Annotated in this window: 13 protein-coding genes; 9 read left to right on the forward strand and 4 right to left on the reverse strand. The window is 70.2% G+C overall.

Going from position 1 to position 23,092, the window contains the following annotated elements:
* The first annotated feature begins 261 nt into the window (after positions 1-261).
* Positions 262-1,707: an aldehyde dehydrogenase family protein gene (locus ACZ7L6_RS39595; protein WP_471932710.1), complete on the forward strand. Its 1,446-nt coding sequence runs from the start codon at positions 262-264 to the stop codon at positions 1,705-1,707.
* A 96-nt stretch (positions 1,708-1,803) separates the two neighbouring features.
* On the opposite strand, the gene ACZ7L6_RS39600 is transcribed toward ACZ7L6_RS39595, so the two are convergent.
* Positions 1,804-4,641, reverse strand: a complete 2,838-nt coding sequence (locus tag ACZ7L6_RS39600) for a glycoside hydrolase family 3 C-terminal domain-containing protein (protein ID WP_471932712.1) — start codon at positions 4,639-4,641, stop codon at positions 1,804-1,806.
* 327 nt (positions 4,642-4,968) lie between these two features.
* Here ACZ7L6_RS39600 and ACZ7L6_RS39605 point away from each other — a divergent pair, with 327 nt between their 5' ends.
* The 7 genes from ACZ7L6_RS39605 to ACZ7L6_RS39635 all read left to right on the forward strand — a co-directional run bounded on the left by ACZ7L6_RS39605 (position 4,969) and on the right by ACZ7L6_RS39635 (position 16,027).
* Positions 4,969-6,657 carry an extracellular solute-binding protein gene (locus ACZ7L6_RS39605; RefSeq protein WP_471932714.1) on the forward strand — a complete coding sequence of 563 codons (1,689 nt, stop codon included), beginning with the start codon at positions 4,969-4,971 and terminating at the stop codon, positions 6,655-6,657.
* A gap of 27 nt (positions 6,658-6,684) precedes the next feature.
* Positions 6,685-7,728, forward strand: coding sequence for an ABC transporter permease (locus ACZ7L6_RS39610; RefSeq protein ID WP_471932716.1), 1,044 nt, complete (start codon positions 6,685-6,687; stop codon positions 7,726-7,728).
* Complete coding sequence (locus tag ACZ7L6_RS39615) at positions 7,725-8,660, forward strand: carbohydrate ABC transporter permease (RefSeq protein ID WP_471932718.1); 936 nt, start codon at positions 7,725-7,727, stop codon at positions 8,658-8,660. Before ACZ7L6_RS39610 ends, ACZ7L6_RS39615 begins: the two co-directional genes overlap by 4 nt.
* Before the next feature lie 123 nt (positions 8,661-8,783).
* Positions 8,784-11,009: a 1,4-beta-glucanase gene (locus ACZ7L6_RS39620; RefSeq protein WP_471932720.1), complete on the forward strand. Its 2,226-nt coding sequence runs from the start codon at positions 8,784-8,786 to the stop codon at positions 11,007-11,009.
* The gene (locus tag ACZ7L6_RS39625; protein ID WP_471932722.1) at positions 11,009-13,003 is read left to right on the forward strand and encodes a beta-galactosidase; all 1,995 of its coding nucleotides are present in this window, start codon (positions 11,009-11,011) and stop codon (positions 13,001-13,003) included. The genes ACZ7L6_RS39620 and ACZ7L6_RS39625 overlap by 1 nt, the downstream gene beginning before the upstream one ends.
* Positions 13,000-15,261 (forward strand): glycosyl hydrolase family 95 catalytic domain-containing protein, encoded by a 2,262-nt coding sequence (locus tag ACZ7L6_RS39630; RefSeq protein WP_471932724.1) that lies wholly within the window; start codon positions 13,000-13,002, stop codon positions 15,259-15,261. The genes ACZ7L6_RS39625 and ACZ7L6_RS39630 overlap by 4 nt, the downstream gene beginning before the upstream one ends.
* A 49-nt stretch (positions 15,262-15,310) precedes the next feature.
* On the forward strand, positions 15,311-16,027 hold the full coding sequence (locus ACZ7L6_RS39635; RefSeq protein WP_471932726.1) for a glycoside hydrolase family 12 protein: 717 nt from the start codon (positions 15,311-15,313) through the stop codon (positions 16,025-16,027).
* 24 nt (positions 16,028-16,051) lie between these two features.
* On the opposite strand, the gene ACZ7L6_RS39640 is transcribed toward ACZ7L6_RS39635, so the two are convergent.
* The 3 genes from ACZ7L6_RS39640 to ACZ7L6_RS39650 form a co-directional block, all read right to left on the reverse strand.
* A complete protein-coding gene (locus tag ACZ7L6_RS39640; protein ID WP_471932728.1) occupies positions 16,052-17,239 on the reverse strand; it encodes a sulfotransferase family protein in 1,188 nt (395 codons plus the stop codon).
* A 106-nt stretch (positions 17,240-17,345) separates the two neighbouring features.
* Entirely contained in the window at positions 17,346-19,388 is a 2,043-nt protein-coding gene (locus tag ACZ7L6_RS39645; RefSeq protein ID WP_471932730.1) for a glycoside hydrolase family 31 protein, read from the reverse strand.
* Between the two features lie 83 nt (positions 19,389-19,471).
* On the reverse strand, positions 19,472-20,485 hold the full coding sequence (locus ACZ7L6_RS39650; RefSeq protein ID WP_471932732.1) for a LacI family DNA-binding transcriptional regulator: 1,014 nt from the start codon (positions 20,483-20,485) through the stop codon (positions 19,472-19,474).
* A 607-nt stretch (positions 20,486-21,092) separates the two neighbouring features.
* On the opposite strand from ACZ7L6_RS39650, the gene ACZ7L6_RS39655 reads away from it, so the two are divergent.
* Positions 21,093-23,039 (forward strand): acyl-CoA dehydrogenase family protein, encoded by a 1,947-nt coding sequence (locus tag ACZ7L6_RS39655; protein WP_471932734.1) that lies wholly within the window; start codon positions 21,093-21,095, stop codon positions 23,037-23,039.
* Positions 23,040-23,092: the final 53 nt, after the last annotated feature.

Below are 23,092 nucleotides of genomic sequence, written 5' to 3' on the forward strand. Positions count from 1 at the left end.
CCGGCGTTTGAGGACGAGGCCCCTTCAGGGCCGAAGCGGGGGTCTGGGGGCGGCAGCCCCCAGGGATGGGACGGGTAGGGGCGGCGGGGGCGAGAGACAACCCGGCCCGCACCCCCCACCCCGCCGAACCGGCGCACCATCGCCCCCCACCACTCCACCCCGGACAAACGCCCCTCCGCCCCCACCCCCCTACCGTGGACCCCGAACCCAAGAACACCCCCAACGCGGAAGGGCCGGGAAATCGACATGCCAAAGGAAAATGTGGCTGCCACCCACGCCTTCTGGCTCGCCGGCCGCCAGGTCACCGGCGAGGACAGCTTCGACGTCACCTCCCCGTGGGACGGGCGGGTCGTCGGCAAGGTGAGCGTGCCGACGGACGCGCAGATCGAGGAGTCCGTGGCCGCCGCGTACGCCGTACGGGACGAGTTCGCCGCCACCCCGGCCCACGTGCGCGCCGCCGCCCTCGACCACGTCAGCCGGCGGCTGGTCGAGCGGACCGAGGAGATCGCCCGGCTGATCTCCGCCGAGAACGGCAAGCCGCTCAAGTGGGCGCGAGGGGAAGTCGGCCGCGCCGTCTCCGTGTTCCGGTTCGCGGCCGAGGAGGCCCGGCGATTCAACGGGGGAGAGGCCCAGCGGCTCGACACCGACCTCGGCGGTCAGGGGCGCCTCGCCATCACCCGGCGCTTCCCCAAGGGCGTCGTCCTCGGCATCGCGCCCTTCAACTTCCCGCTGAACCTGTGCGCCCACAAGATCGCCCCGGCCATCGCCGCCGGCGCGCCGATCATCCTCAAGCCCGCCCCGGCCACCCCGCTGTCCGGGCTCGTCATCGGTGAGCTCCTCGCCGAGACCGAGCTTCCCGCCGGCGCGTGGAGCATCCTCCCGGTCCCCAACGACCGTATGCCCGCGCTCGTCCAGGACCCGCGGCTGCCCGTGATCTCCTTCACCGGCTCCGAGAAGGTCGGCTACGCGATCATGGACTCGGTGCCGCGCAAGCACTGCACCCTGGAGCTGGGCGGCAACGGAGCCGCGGTCGTGCTCGGCGACTACGCCTCCGACGAGGACCTCGACTGGGCCGCGACCCGCATCGCCACCTTCTCCAACTACCAGGGCGGCCAGTCCTGCATCTCCGTGCAGCGGGTGATCGCGGACGCGTCCGTCCACGACCGTCTCCTGCCGCGCATCGTCGCCGCCGTCGAGGCCCAGGTCACCGGCGACCCGAGCGACGACAAGACGGATGTCGGACCGCTCGTCAGCGAGGACGCCGCCAAGCGCGTCGAGACGTGGGTGGACGAGGCCGTCGCCGCCGGGGCAAAGCTCCTCACCGGCGGCAAGCGCGACGGTGCCTCCTATGCGCCGACCGTCCTCACCGACGTACCGGCCGACACCACGATCGCGTGCGAGGAGGTCTTCGGACCCGTCCTCACCGTGCAGAAGGTCGACGGGGAGGCCGCCGCCTTCGCCGCCGTCAACGACTCCAAGTACGGCCTGCAGGCGGGCGTGTTCACCCACGACCTGCAGACCGCCTTCCGCGCCCACCGGGCCCTCGAGGTCGGCGGCGTTGTCATCGGCGACGTGCCCTCCTACCGCGCCGACCAGATGCCGTACGGCGGCGCCAAGCAGTCCGGCGTGGGCCGTGAGGGCGTGAGGTTCGCGATGGACGACTACACCTACGAGCGGGTGATGGTCCTCACCGGCCTCGCCCTCTAGTAAATGGGAACCATTTTCAGCTAGGCTTCCCGAAGGGGCCCGGCACCGATGCCTTCCGGTGCCGGGCCCCTTCATGCGTCGGCCTCGTCCGGACCCTCAACCGGAGAAGCCGACGTGCGCGAGCCGCAGCGGGCCGCGCAGCGTGAGGTGGACGTCGCGGACGCCCTCGGCGATGATCCCGGCGCGCACGGTCGTGTAGTCGTACGGGCCCGCATCCGGCGCCGGTGACGTCAGCACGGCGAGCACCGCGCCCCCGTCCAGCGAGATGTCGACCGCACCTTCGCCGGACACCGTCGCCGTCACCTCCGTCACGCCGTCCCCGAAGTCGCAGTCCCGGTAAATCAGTTGGCAGGACCTGCCCCGCGCCGCCGTCACCGCGTCGCCCGACGTCTTCGTACGGTCGACGATCGCCGCACCGCTCTGCTCGTCGAAGTCGGCCGCGGCAAGGCCCCGTTGCAGGACGGGACGCGGTGCCGCCGCCTCGCCGTCCAGGATCACGGTCGTCCGCAGCCGGATGTCCTCGCTGGAGGCGCCCGCCAGCAGCTCGTACGGCCCCGGCTCCCGGCGCCATCCGCCGCGGGTCACGTCCCAGAAGTCGAAGGCGGCCAGGGGGACTTCGAAGGCCAGCTGCCTCTCCTCGCCGGGTTCCAGGCGCACCCGGCTGTGCGCCACCAGCTCACGGCGCGGGCGCGGCACCGTGGGGTCCACGGCGCGGGTGTAGAGCTGGGCGACCTCGTCGGCCGGCACGTCGCCGGTGTTCGTGACCGTGAAGGAGACCTCCACCGTGTCGCCGTTCACCGTCGTCGTCAGGCCGGCGTAGGAGAAGGCCGCGTACGACAGGCCGTGGCCGAAGGGGAACAGCGGGGTTCCCTCGAAGTACAGGTACGTCTGGCGGCCGCCGATCACGTCGTAGTCGAGGAGGTCGGGAAGGTCGGTGTCGTCGGCGTACCAGGTCTGCGGGAGGCGGCCGGCGGGGGAGACGTCGCCGACCAGGATCCGGGCCAGTGCGGTGCCGGCAGCCTGGCCGCCGTGGGCCGTCCACAGCAGCGCCGGAACATCCGCGTGATCGACCGCGTACGGGTACGCCGACACCAGTGCCAGCACCGTGGCCGGGTTGGCCGCGCGGGCGGCGCGCAGCAGGCGCTCCTGATGGGCGGGGAGGGCCAGCGTCGTACGGTCCTCGGTCTCGCGGCCGTTGATGTGCGGGTCGTTGCCGGCGACCACCAGGACCACGTCCGCCTGCGAGGTGACCCTGGTCACCGCGTCCTCGCCGCGTTCGACGATGATCAGCTCGAAGATTTCCGGGTTCGCTTCGGCAACCCTGACGCCGTCGGCGGCAACCGATACGTGGTGGCCCGTGCCGATGTGCCGGAGGAGGTGTCCGTTCGCGTGCGGTTCCAGGCGGAAGGTCTCCTGGACGATCCAGCCCCCGGGCTGGTCGGCGGAGGCGCGGAGGCAGCCGTCCTCGGCGACGGAGAGGTAGCGGCCGTCGGGGGCGCGCAGGGTCAGCACGCCCTCGCCCCAGTCCACGAGGGCGAGTTCGGTGCCGGCCGGGTCGGTGGTCAGCGCGGGCAGGTCGGTGCGGCCCGCGAGCAGGGCCGGGTCGAGGGCGCCCTCGGCGCCGCGCACCTCGTCGGCGGCGTCCGCCTCGGGGACGTGCAGGAAGGCTCCGGTCGAGGTCTTCAGCAGGACGCGGTCCACGCCCTCCGCGAACTCCACCCGCTCGGCACCGAACCGCTCGTACAGGCCCTCCAGCGGGGTCGAGCGGTGGATGAGCGTGCCGCTGTACCAGTCGAGCTTGCACTCGTCGGCGAGCAGGCCGACCACCGCGATCCGGGTGTCCGGGGCGAGCGGCAGCAGGTCGCCGCTGTTCTTCAGCAGGACAACGGCCTGCTCGGCGGCCTCCTGGGCGAGGGCGCGGTGGGCCGGGGTGTCGAAGTCCTTGGTGAGCGCGTGCGGGTCGTACTCCGGGTCGAACTCGCCGAGGCGGAAACGCACCGAGAGCTGGCGGCGGACGGCCGTGTCGATGTCGTGCTCGGTCAGCAGGCCCCGGTCGAGGGCGCCGCGGAGCCGGGCGGTGATCTTCGAACCGTCCGTGCCGTGGTCGGTGAAGCTGTCGACGCCGGCCAGCAGCGCGGCGGCCGTCGCCTCCTCGTGGGTGTCGAAGTAGTGCTCGGAATCGACCAGGTTGGACGGCGCGCCCGCGTCCGAGCAGACCAGCAGGTCCTCGTCGGTCCAGGTGCGCAGGTGCTCGCGCAGGTACGGGGAGACGTGGTTGGGGCGGCCGTTGACCAGGTTGTACGCCGGCATCACCCCGGCCGTCGCGCCCGCCTCGACCGTCTCGCGGAAGGCGCGCAGGTCGTACTCGTGCAGGACGCGCGGGCGGACCGAGGACGACGTGACGTCGCGGCCCGTCTCGTTGTTGTGCGCCAGCCAGTGCTTGAGGACGGGCGCGGTGCGCCAGTACGTCGGGTGGTCGCCGCGCAGGCCGCGGGTGTACGCGGTGGCGATGGCCGAGGTGAGCTTCGGGTCCTCGGAGTAGCCCTCCTCGTTGCGGCCCCACAGGGGGTGGCGCAGGAGGTTGACGGTGGGGGACCAGACGTTCAGCCCCACGCGGTCGTCGCGGGCGCGCATCGCGCGGGTCTCCTTGGAGACGGCCTCGCCGACCCGTCGTACGAGATCGGTGTTCCAGGTCGCGCCGAGGCCGACCGCCTGGGGAAAGACGGTGGCCGGACCCATCCAGGCCACGCCGTGCAGCGCCTCCTGGCCCGTGCGGAAGGCCGCGATGCCGAGGCGCTCGACCGCCGGCGCGAACTGGTGCAGGAACCCGGTCTTCTCGTCGAGCGTGAGCCGCGACAGAAGGTCGTCGATGCGCTTCGCGAACGGCAGGTGCTGATCGCGGAAAGGCGGCGTGGGCGGCGTGTGTGCGGTCACGTGGGGATCCCTTTGCGATGGATCGGTTCAGTGCTTTCGAAGCGCTTCGATGCTCATTCGACGCAAGGGCGGGTGTCAAGGGATCGACACCATGACTTCAAGCGGTGCATAAGAAATGGTCCCCCCCTGAGCCGTGCAGGAATCTTGGGAACGACCCTTGTGCACCCACTGGGCTTCACTTAACCTCGCAGCAACATCGAAGCGCTTCGACTACGGGAATCTCGCACAGGGCTCGAAGAATCGCTTCAGCTCAGCCAGTTCCACTTACGACACCGCAGCCGACGGCCCACCGCCGGGTGTCCAGGTGCGCCATGAAGGGTTGACGCAATGACGCCGAACGCCGCCTCCGCCTCCGGACCCAGCCGGAGAAGCTTCCTCGCCTCCACGGCGGTCGCCACCGCAGCGGTGGCCGGCGGGATGCCGCTGCTCGCCGCCTGCGGCGGTTCGGACAGTGGGTCGCGTGACGGGACCACGTCGGGCAAGGACGCGAAGAAGATCCTGCCGACGTACGTGGCCAGCAATGTGGTGACGCCGGACATCCCGTCCAAGAACGGCTCGGCCCTCGGCTTCACCAGCAAGCTGGACCTCGCCACCCTCAAGACCTCGGTCCCGAAGAAGCTCGGCAAGGGCGGCAAGGTCACCATCATGTCGCCGTTCTGGGGCTCGCCGCCCAAGCAGAACAACGCCTACTACAAGGCGATGAACGACCTGATCGGCGTCGACGTCGTCTGGCAGAACCAGGACGGCAACACCTACGACCAGAAGCTCGGCGCGGTCCTCGCCTCCAGCGACGTCCCGGACGTTGTGGTCATCCCCGGGTGGAACATGGGCGGCAAGATACCCAGCGCCATCATCAGCAAGTTCGCCGACCTCGGCCCGTACCTGTCCGGGGACAAGGTCAAGGAGTACCCCAACCTCGCGGCGATCCCGACGGACGCCTGGCAGCGCTCCATCTTCGGCGGCAAGCTGCGGGGCCTGCCGATGCCGGCGCCGTCCGCCCCCTCCATGGTGCCCCTGTACCGGCAGGACATCTTCGAGGAGGAGGGCTACGAAGTCCCGAAGACCTGCGACGAGTTCATGGCCCTGGCCAAGGAGATCACCAACGCCAAGGCCAAGCGGTGGGCGTGCCTGGACATGAAGTGGACCGCCTTCCAGGCGTTCGGTGTGCTGTCGGGCAGCGAGAAGCCGCTCGGCTGGAATCTCGTCGACGGCAAGCTCGTCAACCGCATCGAGACCGAGGAGTTCCTCGAGGCGCTGGAGTGGTCCCGCAAGCTGTTCGCCGCCGGGGTCGTCCACCCCGACTCCAAGATGGGCAAGAACGCCCCCGACCCGGGCCCCAAGTTCGCGGCGGGCGAGTTCCTGATCTACCCCAACAACATCTCCCAGTGGTGGGGCCGCACCGCCGAACAGGCCGTCCAGAACCCGGACTTCAAGATCTGGGGCATGGACGTCTGGGGCCACGACGGCGGCAACCCCACCCTGTGGGCCGATCAGCCCGCCGGCATCTTCGCCTTCGTCAACAAGAAGGCCTCCGAGTCGGTCATCCGCGACGTGCTGGCCGTCGCCAACGTCACCGCGGCGCCGTACGGCACCAAGGAGTACATGATGACCAACTACGGCGTCGAAGGCACCCACTACACCGTCAAGGACGGCGTCCCCACCAAGAACGACCAGGGCAACATCGAGGTGATGAACGCCTACGTCATGGTCGCGAGCCCCGCCGCGACCATCGCGCACCCCGACTTCCCCGAGGTCGCCAAGGGCCAGGTCGAGTGGCAGCAGCGGATGGGCGCCTTCACCAAGAAGTCCTCCTTCTGGGGCATGCAGATCACCGAGCCCGCCCGCTACACCAACCTCTCCAACGACTTCGAGCAGCTGGAGGACGACATCGTCCGCGGCCGCAAGAAGATCAGCGACATGCAGCAGGCCGTTTCCGACTGGAAGAGCAAGGGCGGCGACGAGCTGCGCGACTGGTACCAGAAGATCCTCGACGAGAACGGCAGCGCGGCCAACTGATCCGGGGCTGAAGGCAAGGAGAAGGCCGTGTCCCACAGCACGGTGCCTCGGAACAGGGCCGAGGCGAAGAGGAAGACCCCGCGTGAGGAGACTCCGGTGGCGTCCGACGGCGCCACCGGGTCAGGGGGGAACCGTCCATCGGGGAAGCTGAGCCTCAAGGTCAGGCTCAGACGCGACCGGCTGCTGCTCCTGATGACGTTGCCGGCCGTCCTGCTGGTCCTGCTCTTCAACTACGTACCGATCCTCGGCAACGTCGTCGCGTTCCAGGAGTACGACCCCTACATCAGCGACAACGGCATCGTCTCCATCCTGAACAGCCCCTTCGTGGGCCTGGAGAACTTCCAGCGGATCTTCGAGGACTCGGCCTTCTGGAACGCCGTCCAGAACACACTGATCCTGTTCTTCCTCCAGCTCGTGCTGTTCTTCCCGATCCCGGTCCTGCTCGCCCTGCTCATCAACAGCGTGGTCAGGCCCCGGATACGGGCGGTCTCACAGGCGATCCTCTACCTGCCGCACTTCTTCTCCTGGGTACTGGTCATCGCCGTCTTCCAGCAACTGTTCGGCGGCGCCGGGATCTTCTCCCAGCTGCTGCGGCAACACGGCTACGACGGCCTCGACATCATGACGGACCCGAACACCTTCCCGCTCCTGATCACCGCGGAGAGCGTGTGGAAGGACGCCGGCTGGGGGATCATCGTCTTCCTCGCCGCGCTGGCCTCGGTGAGCCCTGACCTGTACGAGGCGGCCGCGATGGACGGCGCGGGGCGGTGGCGGCGGATGTGGCATGTCACCCTGCCCGCACTGCGTCCGGTGATCGCGCTGCTGCTGGTGCTGCGCGTCGGTGACGCCCTGACCGTCGGCTTCGAGCAGATCCTGCTGCAACGCGACGCCGTCGGACCGGGTGCGGCGGAGGTCCTCGACACCTTCGTGTGGTGGAACGGCGTGCGCAACCAGGACTTCAGCTACGCGGCCGCCGCCGGCCTGATCAAGGGCGTCGTCAGCCTCGGCCTGGTCCTCGCCGCGAACAAGGTGGCCCATCTCATGGGCGAGCAGGGGGTGTACAAGAAGTGACCGCCGTGATCGACAAGCCGGCGCGGGAACCCCGTTGGTGGGCTGCGCCACCCCGGCCGACGTGGGAGGAAGAGCCCTCCAAGACGGGACTCGCGGGCAAGGGTCTCGCCCTGTCGCTGGCCTGCCTGGCGATCCTCTTCCCGCTGTGGATCGTCGTCGTCACCAGCCTCTCCTCGCGCAGGACGATCGACGAGGCGGGTGGACTGGTGATGGTGCCCAAGGGCATCACCTTCATCGCCTACAAGGAACTGCTGAGCGGGGGGCAGGTCACCCGCGCCACGATCATCAGCCTCCTCGTCACCCTCATCGGCACGCTGTTCTCGATGACCGTGTCCGTGCTCTGCGCCTACGGGCTGTCCCGGAGCGGGTCGCTCGGTCACCGCTGGATCCTGATGACGCTGCTGGCGACGATGTTCTTCAGCGCCGGGCTCATTCCGACGTATCTGCTGGTGCAGACGCTCGGGCTGACCGACACCTACCTCGCGCTGATCCTGCCGAGTGCGGTGAGTGTCTTCAACATCCTGGTCCTGCGTGGCTTCTTCATGAACATCTCGCAGGAACTCGTCGACAGTGCGCGGATCGACGGTGCGGGCGATTTCCGGATCCTCTGGCAGATCGTCATGCCGCTGTCCCGTGCGGTGATCGCCGTCATCACGCTGTTCTACGCCGTCGGGTACTGGAGTGCCTGGTTCAACGCCTCGCTGTACCTGAACGACCAGGACATGATGCCGCTGCAGAACGTCATGATCCAGCTGGTGCAGAAGCAGGAAGCGCCGGTCGGCTTGGGGCAGGCCATCAAGACCGGGCAGCTTTCCGGGCTTGCCGTGCAGATGGCGGTCATGGTGATGGCTCTGCTGCCGGTGGCCGTGCTGTCGCCCTTCGTACAGAAGCATTTCAAGAAGGGCATGCTCACGGGCGCGGTCAAGGGTTGATTGGCGCCCGCTGAATGGGGTGCTTCGGTACTTCGGCGACGGCGGGTCTTTTGTGGCCGGTCGCAGTTCCCCGCGCCCCTAGAGGTTCTCCACTCCCCCCGACTTCCGGAACGAGGTATGTCCATGCGTACGTCCCGCCTGAGCCGAAGAGCCGTTCTTGCCGGGACCGCGGCCGCCGCCGCGCTCACCACCGTCCCGTCAATCGCAGGGCGTGCGTCCGCCGCAGAGCCCGTTGCAGCGGCCGGCCAGGCGTACCGCTGGCGCACCGCCGTCATGGGCGGCACCGGTTTCGTCACCGGTGTTCTGTTCCACCCCTCCGTCCGCGGTCTCGCCTACGCCCGTACCGACATCGGTGGTGCCTACCGCTGGGACGACCGTACGGCCGCCTGGATCCCGTTGACCGATCACCTCGGCTGGGACGACTGGAACCTCCTAGGCGTCGAGGCCATGGCCGTCGACCCGGCCCACCCCAACCGCCTCTACCTCGCCCTCGGCACCTACGCCCAGTCCTGGGCCGGCAACGGCGCCGTCCTGCGCTCCGACGACCGCGGCGCCACCTGGACCCGAACCGACCTCACCGTGAAGCTCGGGGCGAACGAGGACGGCCGGGGTACGGGCGAGCGGTTGCTCGTCGATCCGCGGGACAGAGACACCCTGTGGCTGGGCACCCGGCACGACGGCCTGCTGAAGTCGACCGACCGGGGCGCCACTTGGGCAGCCGCGACCGGATTCCCGGGCTCCCCGAGCGCCACCGGTCAGGGGGTCACCCTCCTCGTCGCCGCCGGGCGCACCCTCTACGTCGGCTGGGGCGACGGCGACGGCACGTCCGGGACGAAGAACCTGTACCGGACCAGCGACGGCACCACCTGGGAAGCCGTCCCCGGCCAGCCCTCCGGCACCGCCGCCAAGGTCCCGATCCGGGCCGCGTACGACCGGGGCACCAGCCACCTGTACGTGACCTACGCCAACGCACCCGGCCCCAACGGCCAGTCCGACGGCAGCGTACACAAGCTGTGCACCCTCAACGGGAAGTGGACCGAGGTCACCCCCGTCAAGCCGGGCGGGACCACGGCCGACGGGTCCGCCGACACCTTCGGGTACGGGGGTGTCGCCGTCGACGCCCGGCGGCCCGGCACGGTCGTCGTCTCCACCAACAACCGGTGGGCCGCCATCGACACCCTGTACCGGACCACCGACGGCGGCCGTACCTGGACGTCCCTGAAGGACACGGCCGTCCTCGACGTCTCCGAGACCCCCTACCTCAAGTGGGGCCAGGACAGGCCCAAGTTCGGCTGGTGGATCCAGGCCCTCGCCCTCGACCCGTACGACTCGCGGCGCATCGTCTACGGCACCGGCGCCACCCTCTACGGCACCCGGGACCTGAGGAACTGGGCCCCGCAGATCCGCGGCTTGGAGGAGACGTCCGTGCGCCAGCTGATCTCGCCCCCGGTCGGGGAGGCGCATCTGATCAGCGGGAACGGGGACATCGGCGTGATGTACCACGAGTCGCTCACGGCATCGCCCTCGCGCGGCATGGCGTCGAACCCCGTGTTCGGGTCGGCGACGGGACTCGCCCAGGCCGCGGCCAAGCCGGCGTACGTCGTCCGTACCGGCTGGGGCGACAACGGCAACGGCGCCTACTCGAACGACGGCGGGCAGACCTGGGCGCCCTTCAAGGCCCAGCCCTCCATCGCCAAGGACGCACCGGGGCCGATCGCCACCAACGCCGACGGCAGCGTGCTGCTCTGGGTGTTCGTGCACTGGGACGGCACGAAATACCCCGCCTACCGCTCCGCGGACAACGGCGCCACCTGGTCCGAGGTCTCCTCCTTCCCGAAGGGCGCCACGCCGGTCGCCGACCCGGCCGACCCGACGCTCTTCTACGCGTACGACACCGACACAGGAACGCTATACGCCAGCACTGACAGTGGCCGTACCTTCACCGGCCGTGCGACCGGACTGTCCTCCGGGGACAGTCAGTTCGAGCTGGTCGCTGCGCCCGGTCGCTCCGGTGATCTGTGGCTGAGCCTGAAGTGGAACGGGCTGTACCGGTCCACCGACGGCGGGACGAACTTCTCGAAGGTCGGCAGCTGCTGGGCCTCGTACACCCTCGGCTTCGGCAAGGCCTCCGACGGCGCCGACTACCCGGCGATCTACATGGTCGGCTCCACCGAGACGATCACCGCCGTGTACCGCTCCGACGACGGGGCGAAGACCTGGGTGCGGATCAACGACGACCAGCATCAGTGGGGCTGGATCGGCGAGACCATCACCGGCGACCCGCGGATCTACGGCCGCGTCTACATCGCCACCAACGGACGCGGCGTCCAGTACGGGGACCCGGTGTGATGTCCGAGCCGCAGCGACCGACCCTCGCCGACGCCACCCGTGGCCGCCTCCTCTTCGGCGGCGACTACAACCCCGAGCAGTGGCCCGAGGAGACCTGGCACGAGGACGTCCGCCTGATGAAGGAGGCCGGCGTCAACTCCGTCACCCTCGGCGTCTTCTCCTGGGCGAGGCTCGAACCCCGGCCGGGGGAGCGGAACTTCGGCTGGCTGGACCGGCTGATGGACCTCATGCACGACAACGGCATCGGCGTCGTCCTCGCCACCCCGACCTCCTCACCGCCGCCGTGGATGGGGCGCCTGCACCCCGAAACCCTCCCGCGCGACGAGGACGGGCGCACCGAGTGGTGGGGCTCCCGCCAGCACTTCTCGCACTCCAGCGCCACCTACCGGCGCTACGCCGCCGCCATCACCGAGGACCTCGCCGCCCGCTACGGCGGCCACCCCGCCCTGCGGATGTGGCACATCAACAACGAGTACTGCACCTACGACTGGGGCGACGAGGCCGAGGCCGCCTTCCGCCGCTGGCTCCAGGACAGGTACGGCACGCTCGACGCGCTCAACGAGGCCTGGGGGACCGCCTTCTGGAGCCAGGGCTACGGCGACTGGCACGAGGTCCTGCCGCCCCGCCGGGCGCACTACATGAAGAACCCCACGCAGGTGCTGGACTTCAAGCGGTTCACGTCCGACGCGCTGCTGGAGTGCTACCTCGCCGAACGTGACATCGTCGCCCGGCACAGCCCGCACATCCCGGTGACCACCAACTTCATGGCGGTGTGGCAGGGCCTGGACGCCTGGACCTGGGCCGAGCAGGAGGACGTCGTCTCGATCGACGTCTATCCGGACCCGAGGGATCCGTTCGGCGGGCAGTTCGGCGCGCTGGTCCATGACATGACCCGCTCGCAGGCCCGTGGCGGCCCCTGGATGGTCATGGAGCAGGCCGCCGGACCGGTCAACTGGCGCGGGGTCAACCACCCCAAACCGGCCGGCCTCAACCGCCTGTGGTCCCTCCAGGCCGTCGCCCGCGGCGCCGACGCCGTCTGCTACTTCCAGTGGCGGCAGTCCCGGCAGGGCTCGGAGAAGTTCCACTCCGGGATGGTCAGCCACGCGGGGGAGCACGGCCGTACCTTCCAGGAGGTCAAGCGGATCGGTGCGGAACTCGCCCTGCTGGACGGGAAAGTGACGGGCACTCGGGTCGAGGCCGCCGAGGTGGCCGTACTCCTCGACTGGAACGCCTGGTGGGCGAGCCGGCAGGACGGGCGGCTGTCCTCCGAGGCGGAGTACCCGCACATCGTCCGCGCCTGGCACCGGGCCCTGTGGGAGGCGAACACCGCCGTCGACTTCGCCCACCCCGAGCACGACCTGTCCGCCTACAAGCTGGTCGTCGTCCCGCAGCTGTACCTGATGACCGACGCGGCGATCGACAACCTCGTCGCGTACGTCGACGCAGGCGGCACCCTCGTCGCCGGCTTCCAGACCGGCGTCGCCGACCAGGACGACCGCGTTCGTCCCGGTGGCATGGACGTCCGGCTGCGCGACCTGTTCGGCATCCGCGTGCTGCACGAGTGGTGGCCGCTCGACGCGGGGGAGAAGGCCGACGTCGAGGGCTTCCACGGCACCCTGTGGTCCGAGGAGATCGAGGCGGCGGACGACGTGGACGCCGTAATGCCATACAAGAGCGGCGAGTTGGACGGACTCCCGGCCGTCCTGCGAAAGGGCCACGCCTGGTACATGTCGACCCTTCCCGAGCCGCACGCCCTGCGCACGCTGCTCGCCGACATCGCCGCCGAGGCGGGCGTACGGCCGACCCTCGCGGGGCTCCCGGCCGGGGTGGAGGCCGTACGACGGGGCGAACTGCTCTTCGTGCTCAACCACGGGCGCGACGACGTCACCGTGCCGGTACCGGGCCGCCACCGCGACCTGCTGACCGGCGCGGGCGTCGCCGACAGCATGGAATTGGGCCGGTACGGGGTCGCCGTGCTGGAGTGGGCGCCATGAGCCGAACGAGCATCCCCGGCAGTCCCAGCCCCATACCCCCGGCGTCCGAGCCGACCGCCCCCGTGCACGGCACCTGGGAACCCGCCCCCGCCACCCGCTGGGAGGACGCCTTCCTGAGCGGGAACGGCCGGCACGGCGTCATGCTGTTCGGTGATCCGAACGACGACCGGGTCATCGTCAACCATCACACCCTGGTCCGCCCCAACGGCGGCGAACACGCCCGTCCCCCCGCCCTGGCCGCCGAACTCCCCTCACTCCAGGACAAGTTGCTCGCCGGAGACGTCACGGCGGCCGAGCGCTTCACCGACGGACGGGAGCTGCAGTGGGTGCAGCCCTTCCACCCCGCCTTCCAGATACGACTGCGCCGCCCGGCCGCCGACACCTCCGGCTACCGCCGGTCCGTCGACTTCGCCACCGGCGTCACGCACGCGCAGTGCGCGGACTGGAGCAGCCGGGCCTTCGTCTCCCGCGCGGACGACGTCATCGTGCAACAGGTCGAGGCGGCCGACCTCGTCGTCACCCTCGACCACCGGCTCCCGGGCGCCCCCGCCGCACTGGTGGTCGGCCAGAGCGTCGTCCGCGCCTGCGACGGGGCCCTCCTCACCCTCCGCGTCCGCTACCCCGACAGCGACCGTGCCTACACCGGAATGACCCTGGTCGTGCCCGCGGGCGGCCGTACCGCACTCGTCCCGCCGGGCGCCCGCGTCACCGGAGCCGCATCCGTCCTCCTCCTGACCCGGGTCGTGCGGCACACCGGCGAACTGGACACGGCGGCCCACGTCGAAGCCCTGCGCGACCTCGCCGCGGAGCCCGGCGCGTACGCCCGCCTCCTCGACCGCCACACGCCGCTCCATCGCGCCGCCTACGAGCGCGTGACCCTCGACCTGTCCGCCCACCCCGCCGAACGCGCGCTGCCCGGCTCGGAGTTGATCGGCCGCCCCAAGAGTCCGGCCCTCATGGAACGCCTCTTCGCAGCGGGCCGCTACCACCTGCTCTCCGCCTCCGGCATGCTCCCGCCCCGCCTGACCGGCCTGTGGACCGGCGACTGGAACACGGCCTGGTCGGGCGCGTTCACCACCGACGCCAACCTCAACCTCCAGACCGCCTCGGCCGCCGCGGCCGCGCTCCCGGAGGTCGCGGAGGCCCACGCCACCCTGATCCACGGCCAGGTGGCCCACTGGCGCGACAACGCCCGCGCGATCTTCGGCACCCGTGGCGTCGTGGCCCCCGCCCACACCGACGGCGAGTCCGGGCACATCTACCACTTCAGCCGCGAGTACCCCCTCCACCTGTGGACCGCCGGCGCCGACTGGCTCCTCAAGCCCCTCGTCGACCACGACGAGACACGCGGCGAGCGCGACCCGCGCACCGCCGCCGTCCTCGCCGAAGTGGCCCGGTTCTACGAGGACTTCCTCACCCGCACCGACGAGAACGGGCACGTGGCCGTCGTCCCCTCCTACTCACCCGAGAACCGCCCGGCGAACGCGAGCTGGGGCACGATCAACGCCGCCATGGACCTCTCCGCGGCCCGGCACGCCCTGCTCACGGCCGCCCAGTACCACCCGGACACCCCGGACGCCGACCGCTGGCGCGCCCTCGCCGACCGCCTCCCCCCGCACCGGATCAACGAGGACGGCGCCCTCGCCGAATGGGCCTGGCCCGGCCTGGAGGACTCTTACGACCACCGTCACCTCAGCCACCTCTACGGCGTCTGGCCGCTCGACGAGATCACCCCGTACGACACCCCCCACCTAGCGGCAGCCGCCCACCGCGCCCTCGAGCTGCGGGGCGCCGAGAACGACTCCGCGCACGGCCACCTCCACCACGCCCTGATCGCGGCCCGCCTCAGGGACGGCGACCGGGTCGCCCATGCCCTCGACCAGGTCCTGGGCGGCGACTTCTTCCACGCCTCCCTGATGAGCGCCCACTACCCCAACCGCGACGTCTACAACGCCGACGCCGCGCACACCCTGCCCGCCGTACTGATCGAGATGCTCGTGCAGTCGACCCCGGACCGCCTGGTCCTGCTGCCCGCGCTGCCCCCCACCCTCCCGGAGGGCCGCCTCCGGGGCGTGCGCACACGGTTCGGCGCGGAGGTCGACCTGACCTGGACGCCCGACGGGGCGACGGCGGTCCTGAAGCCGTCCCGCACCGTCCGCGTCGAACTCCGGACTTCATCCGGCGACGGCGACGGCGACGGACCACCGCTCGACCTCGTCGCCGGAGAAGACCACGTCCTCAACCTGGGGACGTGGTAACCCCCCACAAATCCCCCGCAACTCCCCCCCACCCATGGAAAGGGACACCATGGCAAAGAGAGCACTGCGCAAGATCACCATGGCCGTGCTGGCCCCGGCGATGGCCCTCGGCGCCACCGTCGGACTCGCCTCAACCCCCGCCTCGGCCGCGGTCTGGAACTCCTGCGACCAGTGGGGCAACACCAGCCTGAACGGCTACACGCTCTACAACAACATCTGGGGCTCCGGCGCCGGCAGCCAGTGCATCTGGGCCAACTCCGGTACCAACTGGGGTGTCTGGGCGAACCACCCCAACACCGGCGGCATCAAGTCCTACCCCAACTCCAAGAAGGTGATCAACAAGACGATCGCCTCCCTCGGCTCGCTCACCAGCAGCTACAACGTCACGGTCCCGTCGTCCGGCGCGTACAACACGTCGTACGACATCTGGGACACCGACTACGACTACGAGATCATGCTCTGGGTCAACTACAACGGTGCCGTCGGCCCGCTCGGCACCTCGCAGGGCAACGTCACGCTCGGCGGCCACACCTGGACCGTCTACAAGGGCACCAACGGCGCGAACGAGGTGTTCTCGTTCCTGCGGACCTCCGACTCCAGCTCCGGCACCGTGAACATCAAGCCGATCCTCACCTGGATCTCGGGCACCAAGGGCTGGATGTCGAGCAACGAGACCATCGGTGACGTCCAGTTCGGCTACGAGATCACCTCGTCGTCCGGCGGGCTCGACTTCGTCACCAACAACCTGACCGTCAGCAGCAGCTGACCCGTCAGCAGGGCCGAGGTCGCCTCAGGCGGGGTCGACCTCGGCCCGCAGCGCGTTGTAGTCCGCGAAGGCGGCCTCGACCTCGGCGCGGGTCAGGGCGTAGCGGGCGAGGTCGTACCGGTGCGGGCGGCTGCCCTTCGGGCGGGCGACGGCATCGGACAGCCGGGCGGCCTCGGCGTCGGTCCAGCGGGCGCCGACGGCCGAGTACAGCTTGGGGGCGCCGACGGCCGGATCGGAGCCGAGCCAGGAGTACGGGGCGTCCACCAACTGCTCGGCAGGGATGGTGGCACGGGCCGCCAGACCGCGCGTCATGGCCCGGCTCAGCAGGTCGAGCCAGGTGGCGCCGATGCCGGCCAGGTCGACGGGGCGTGAGCCGACGGCCATGCCGTGTTCGATCAGGCTGCAGAAGGATGCCACGGCGGTGACCGGGTCGCGGTGGCACCACACGATCGTGGCGTCGGGAAACACCGTGCGCAGGGCGTCCAGGTTCTCCAGGTGCATGGGGGACTTCAGCACCCAGCGGCGGCGCGGACGGCCGTACTGCAGGACCTGGTAGACCTGCTTGAGATACCGGTAGTCGGGGACGAAGTCCCGCTCGCGGTGCCAGTCCAAGTACTCGGGGATACGGGCCTGGGAGAACGGCATCAGCGCGTGCGGGAGCGTGAACGTGCACTCCTCCGGACCCTCGGCCACCATCGCGTGGATGTCCCGGAAGCGCGGCGCGAACAGGTCCGTGCCCTGGGCCATCCGACGCCCGGCCCTGATCGCCTTCCGTCGCTGCCGGGGCGGCAACTCCAGGTCGGGCGCCAGCAGTTCCCACAGCAGCGGGCTGCGGTGATCGTCCGGCAGCGACAGCACGGCGTGGGTGACGGTCGTCGCGGTGCGGGGCAGGCCCACCACGAACACCGGCCTCTCGATCGGCTCCCGCTCGATCTCCGGGTGCTCGGCGATCAGCCGCCGCACGCGGGCCCGGTTGGTGAGATGCCTGCGGACGAAGGCCTGCGCCGACTGCCAGCCGACCGGGGTCAGGTTCTCGGCCGTCGCCCACCAGCACAGCAGCGACCGGAAGTCGTCGACGAACTGCCGGTCACCGGGCGCCTCCCCGGCCTCCGCGGCGATCCTGTCGAAGATCCGGTCGGGATCGCGCCGGGAGCCGAAGCCGGGGCGCAGCAGCAGATCGGCGAGGGCGAGGGCGAGCGGAGTCGAGGACACGCAGGGAACCTATCCCGTCGAACTGCCCGAGGCTGTAAGGAAGTTGGCCGAACATTCGGAGGAGGTGACCGGAAGACCTCCCCACCGGCCACCCCCTCCGGACCGGCTACTCCGCTACCGGCAGCCGTGCCCCGTCCCGCAGGAACAGCGGGATGCGGTCCAGCGGGGCGTCGACCGTCACGGTCGTACCGCCCTCGTACGTCTGACCGGTCCACGCGTCCGTCCAGCGCGCGCCCGCCGGAAGGTGCGTCCTCCGGGCCGACGCCCCCGCCGTCAGCACCGGGGCGACCAGCAGGTCCCGGCCGAAGAGGTAGGCGTCGTCGACCGACCAGGCCGCCTGGTCCTCGGGGAACTCGAGGAACAGCGGCCGCATCACCGGCAGGCCCTCCTCGTGGGCCTCGCGCATGACGTCCAGGACGTACGGCTTCAGGCGCTCGCGCAGCCGCAGGTACTTCTCCAGGATCGCGCCGGCCTCCTCGCCGTACGACCACACCTCGTTCGGACCGCCGGTCATCGCCGGGCCGAGCGGCATACCGGGGTCGCGGAAGCCGTGCAGGCGCATCAGCGGGGACAGCGCGCCGAACTGGAACCAGCGGACCACCACCTCGCGGTACGCCGGGTCGTCCGGGTCGCCACCGTGGAAGCCGCCGATGTCGGTGTTCCACCACGGGATGCCGGACAGCGCGGTGTTGAGGCCGGCCGCGATCTGGCGGCGCAGGGTCGGGAAGTCGGTGCCGATGTCGCCGGACCACAGGGCGGCGCCGTAGCGCTGGCTGCCCGCCCAGGCCGAGCGGTTGAGGGTGATGATCTCGTCCTCGCCGGACGCGAGCAGGCCTTCGTGGAAGGTGCGGGAGTTCTCGGCGGGGTAGATGTTGCCGACCTCCAGGCCGGGGCCCGTCCAGTAGCGCAGGTTCTCCTGGAAGCCGGGCTTCAGCTCCGGCTCGCAGGCGTCCAGCCAGAAGGCCGTGATGCCGTAAGGCACAAGGTAGTTGTCGCGGACCTTCGACCAGACGAACTCCCGCGCCTCCGGGTTCGTGGCGTCGTAGAAGGCCACCTGCACGGTCGAAGCCACTTCCTTGTCGGGCCAGTCCGCGTGCGCCATCGGGCCGTACTGCGTGCCGATGAAGTAGCCGCGCTGCTCCATGACCGGGTGGTTCTCGGAGAGCGGGGAGACCGACGGCCAGACGCTGACCACCAGCTTGATGCCGAGCTCGGCCAGCTCGCGCACCATCGCCGCCGGGTCCGGCCACTCCTTCGGGTCGAACTTCCACTCGCCGAGGTGCGTCCAGTGGAAGAAGTCGCAGACGATCGCGGAGATGGGCAGGCCCCGGCGCTTGTACTCCCGTGCCACGGCGAGGAGTTCGTCCTGGGTGCGGTAGCGCAGCTTGCACTGCCAGAAGCCGGCCGCCCACTCCGGCAGCATCGGCGTACGCCCTGTCACCGCGCTGTAGCGGCGCTGGCCGTCGGCCGGGGTGCCCGCGGTGATCCAGTAGTCGATCTGGCGTGCGGAGTCGGCGACCCACCGCGTGCCGTTGTGCGCGAGCTCCACGCGGCCGATCGCCGGGTTGTTCCACAGCAGCGTGTAGCCGCGGCTGGAGGACAGGACCGGGATGCCGACCTCGGCGTTGCGCTGGACGAGGTCGAGGACCAGGCCCTTCTGGTCGAAGCGGCCGTGCTGGTGCTGGCCGAGGCCGAACAGCTTCTCGTCCTCGTAGGCGGCGAAGCGCTGCTCCAGGCGGTGGTAACCGTTGCCCACGGCCGTGTAGAGGCGGGTGCCCGGCCACCAGAAGTGGGCGCGCTCCTCCGCGAGCACCTCCGTGCCGTCCTCGGTGCGCAGGAAGCGGATCAGGCCCTCGGCATTGACGTGGACGGTCAGTGCGCCCACGCTCAACTGCGCTTCCCCGTCGCCGACCTTGACCGCGCTCTCGGTTGCCGGGGGTTCGTCGAGAAGGGCACCCGGCAGACCTTCGAGGACCGGTCCGCCGAGTCGGGCACGCACCCGGACCGCGTCCGGACCCCAGGGCTCGACACGGACGGTCTCCTGGCGGCCGCTCCACTCCAGCGCGCCGTCCCGTTCGCGGAACGTGCCGACGGTGGGGGAGGACTGCGCCAGGCTCACCTGGGGCTGGTTTTCAGCAGGCTCATTCACGTGGCGTGCTCCTGGAGGAGTTCAGACATGGGGGTGCCCCGGTAGGGGACCGGCGGCGCGTGGGAGGCGCGCGAAGAGACGGTCTACGAGTGGCTGGGCGCCGGGCCCGTGCTCGCCCGGACCGTCAACTCGGGGGCGAGCAGCACGACTTCGTCGCTCCCGCGTCCGTCGAGCTTGGCGACCAGCTGCTCCACGGCATGCCGGCCCATCTCCTGCGCGGGGATGGAGACGGACGTCAGCCGCACGGAAGCCTGGGTGGCGACCTGGTCGGGGCAGATGCCGACCACCGACACGTCCTCGGGCACGGCACGGCCCTGCTGGCGCAGCAGGGCGAGCAGCGGCTCGACCGCCGACTCGTTCTGGACGACGAACCCCGTGGTGCTCGGCCGTTCGTCGAGGATCCGGGCGAGGGTGACGGCCATCGCGTCGTACCCGCCCTCGCAGGGCCGGTGCAGCAGCCTCATCCCCAACTCCTGGGCGCGCCCCCGCAGTCCGTCGAGGGTGCGCTCGGCGAAACCGGTGTGCCGTTCGTAGACGGCCGGGGCCTCGCCTATGACCGCGATGTCGCGGTGCCCCAGCATCGCCAGATGCTCCACGCACAGCGCGCCGGTCGCCTTGAAGTCGAGATCGACGCAGGTCAGCCCGGTGGTGTCGGCGGGCAGCCCGATCAGCACGGACGGCTGGTCGGTGCCGCGCAGCAGCGGCAGCCGCTCGTCGTCCAGCTGGACGTCCATGAGGATCATCGCGTCCGCGAGCCCGCTGCCGGTGACGCGGCGCACGGCGTCGGGGCCCTCCTCGCCGGTCAGCAGGAGCACGTCGTAGCCGTGCGTACGGGCCGTGGTCGCCACCGCGATGGCGATCTCCATCATCACCGGCACATACATGTCGGTGCGCAGCGGGATCATCAGCGCGATGATGTTCGACCTGCTGCTGGCCAGGGCACGGGCACCCGCGTTCGGGTGGTAGCCGAGCTCGCGGATGCTCTGCTCGACCCGCTGCCGGGTGGTCGCGGAGATGGACCGCTTGCCGCTGAGGACATAGCTCACCGTGCTCGCCGAGACTCCGGCGTGCTGGGCGACCTCGGCGAGGGTGACCATCCAGCTCTCCAAGCGGTGTGAAGCGCTTCGACAGTGCGCATTGTGTACAGGGGCGTGTGTGAGGGTGGTTCGACACTAGCTCTGGCACGCGTGGGTGTCCATAGGTTGTCGAAGCGCTTCGACACCTTTTCTCGTCCGAGGGTTTCGGCGCCGGTGGGGGCAACCTCCCGGCGGGCCGGACGGCCACCCGAGAAGTCGTACCCGAACCGTCCCCGGAAGGGCCGTCCCCCATGTAACTACGTCAACGACAACCTCTGGAACGAGGTGAAGTACACCGGCACCCAGTGCGTCTGGGCCCCACTCCTTCGTCCGCCGCACCAACACCACCAGGGCCACCCGCCGGTGGGGGTCGACCTCGATGACGTCACCCAGGCACTCGTCCGGCGCAAGCTGCTGAGCAACGACAGGTAGGTCTCCGGCATCGAGTCCGGCACCGAGGTCTTCAAGGGCACGGGCCGCCTGGACACCAAGGCGTACTCCGTCAACATCGGCTGAACGGCTGCACGCAGGGTGGTGGGGTCGCCCGTAATCGGGTACATACGATCGGGTAGCACCCGTCGGTAACCAAACGGTCCTCAAGATCCCGATTCGCGGCGAGGTGAGCCTCATGTCCGCAGCACCCACGTCGTCCTCCGGACGCCCTACTGTCACCGAACGTGAGGCACGCCAGGTGGCGGAGGCGGCCCGGCAACAGGAATGGCGCAAGCCCAGCTTCGCCAAGGAACTGTTCCTCGGCCGATTCCGCCTCGACCTCATCCACCCCCACCCGATGCCGACCGACGAGGCCGCCCAGCGCGGTGAGGAGTTCCTCGCCAAACTGCGCGACTTCGTCGAGACGAAGGTCGACGGCGCCCTGATCGAACGCGAGTCCCGGATCCCCGACGAGGTGATCAACGGGCTCAAGGAACTCGGCGCCTTCGGCATGAAGATCGACACCAAGTACGGCGGCCTCGGCCTCACCCAGGTGTACTACAACAAGGCGCTCACCCTGGCCGGCTCGGCCTCGCCCGCGATCGGTGTGCTGCTCTCGGCCCACCAGTCGATCGGCGTCCCGCAGCCGCTCAAGCTGTTCGGCACCCCGGAGCAGAAGGAGCGGTTCCTGCCGCGCTGCGCCCGCACCGACATCAGCGCCTTCCTGCTGACCGAGCCGGACGTCGGCTCCGACCCGGCGCGGCTGGCCACCACCGCCGTACCGGACGGGGACGACTACATCCTCGACGGCGTGAAGCTCTGGACCACCAACGGCGTGGTCGCCGACCTCCTCGTCGTCATGGCCCGCGTGCCCAAGTCCGAGGGCCACAAGGGCGGCATCACGGCCTTCGTCGTGGAGACCAACTCGCCCGGCATCACGGTCGAGAACCGCAACGCCTTCATGGGCCTGCGCGGCATCGAGAACGGCGTCACCCGCTTCCACCAGGTCCGCGTCCCGGCGGCGAACCGGATCGGCCCGGAGGGCGCGGGCCTGAAGATCGCCCTGACCACGCTCAACACCGGCCGGCTCTCGCTCCCCGCCTCCTGCGTCGCCGCCGGCAAGTGGTGCCTGAAGATCGCCCGCGAGTGGTCCGCCGCACGCGAGCAGTGGGGCAAGCCCATCGCCCAGCACGAGGCGGTCGGCGCGAAGATCTCCTTCATCGCGGCCACCACCTTCGCCCTGGAGGCCGTCACCGACCTCGCCTCGCAGATGGCCGACGAGGACCGCAACGACATCCGCATCGAGGGCGCCCTCGCCAAGCTGTACGCCTCCGAGATGGCCTGGCTGATCGCTGACGAACTCGTCCAGATCCGCGGCGGCCGAGGCTTCGAGACCGCCGATTCACTGCGGGAGCGCGGCGAGCGAGGCGTCCCCGCCGAGCAGGTCCTGCGCGACCTGCGCATCAACCGGATCTTCGAGGGCTCGACGGAGATCATGCACCTCCTGATCGCCCGCGAGGCCGTCGACGCCCACCTGTCGGTCGCCGGTGACCTCATCGACCCCGAGAAGTCCCTCCAGGACAAGGCGAAGGCGGGCGCGAACGCGGGCGTGTTCTACGCCAAGTGGCTGCCGAAGCTGGTCGCGGGCCAGGGGCAACTGCCGTACACCTACGGCGAGTTCAAGCAGCATGTCGACCTCTCCGCGCATCTGCGCTACGTGGAACGCACCTCCCGCAAGCTCGCCCGCTCCACCTTCTACGGCATGTCCCGCTGGCAGGGCCGCATGGAGAGCAAGCAGGGCTTCCTCGGCCGCATCGTCGACATCGGCGCCGAACTGTTCGCCATGAGCGCGGCCTGCGTCCGCGCCGAGCACCTGCGAGGCCAGGGCGAGCACGGCCGCGAGGCCTACCAGCTCGCCGACGCCTTCTGCCGCCAGGCCCGCCTGCGCATCGAGGAGCTCTTCGGCCGCCTGTGGTCCAACACCGACGACCTGGACCGCAAGGTCGTCAAGGGAGTGATGTCGGGCACGTACGAGTGGCTGGAGCAGGGCATCGTCGACCCGTCGGACGACGGCGGCGTATGGATCGCGGACGCGACGCCGGGCCCGAGCCCACGGGAGAACATGCACCGTCCGATCCGGTGACCCACGTGGTGAGAGGTCACTGCCCGCAGTGACCTCTCACCATCCTGTAACCC

It is taken from the genome of Streptomyces sp. NPDC107522 (assembly GCF_055657525.1).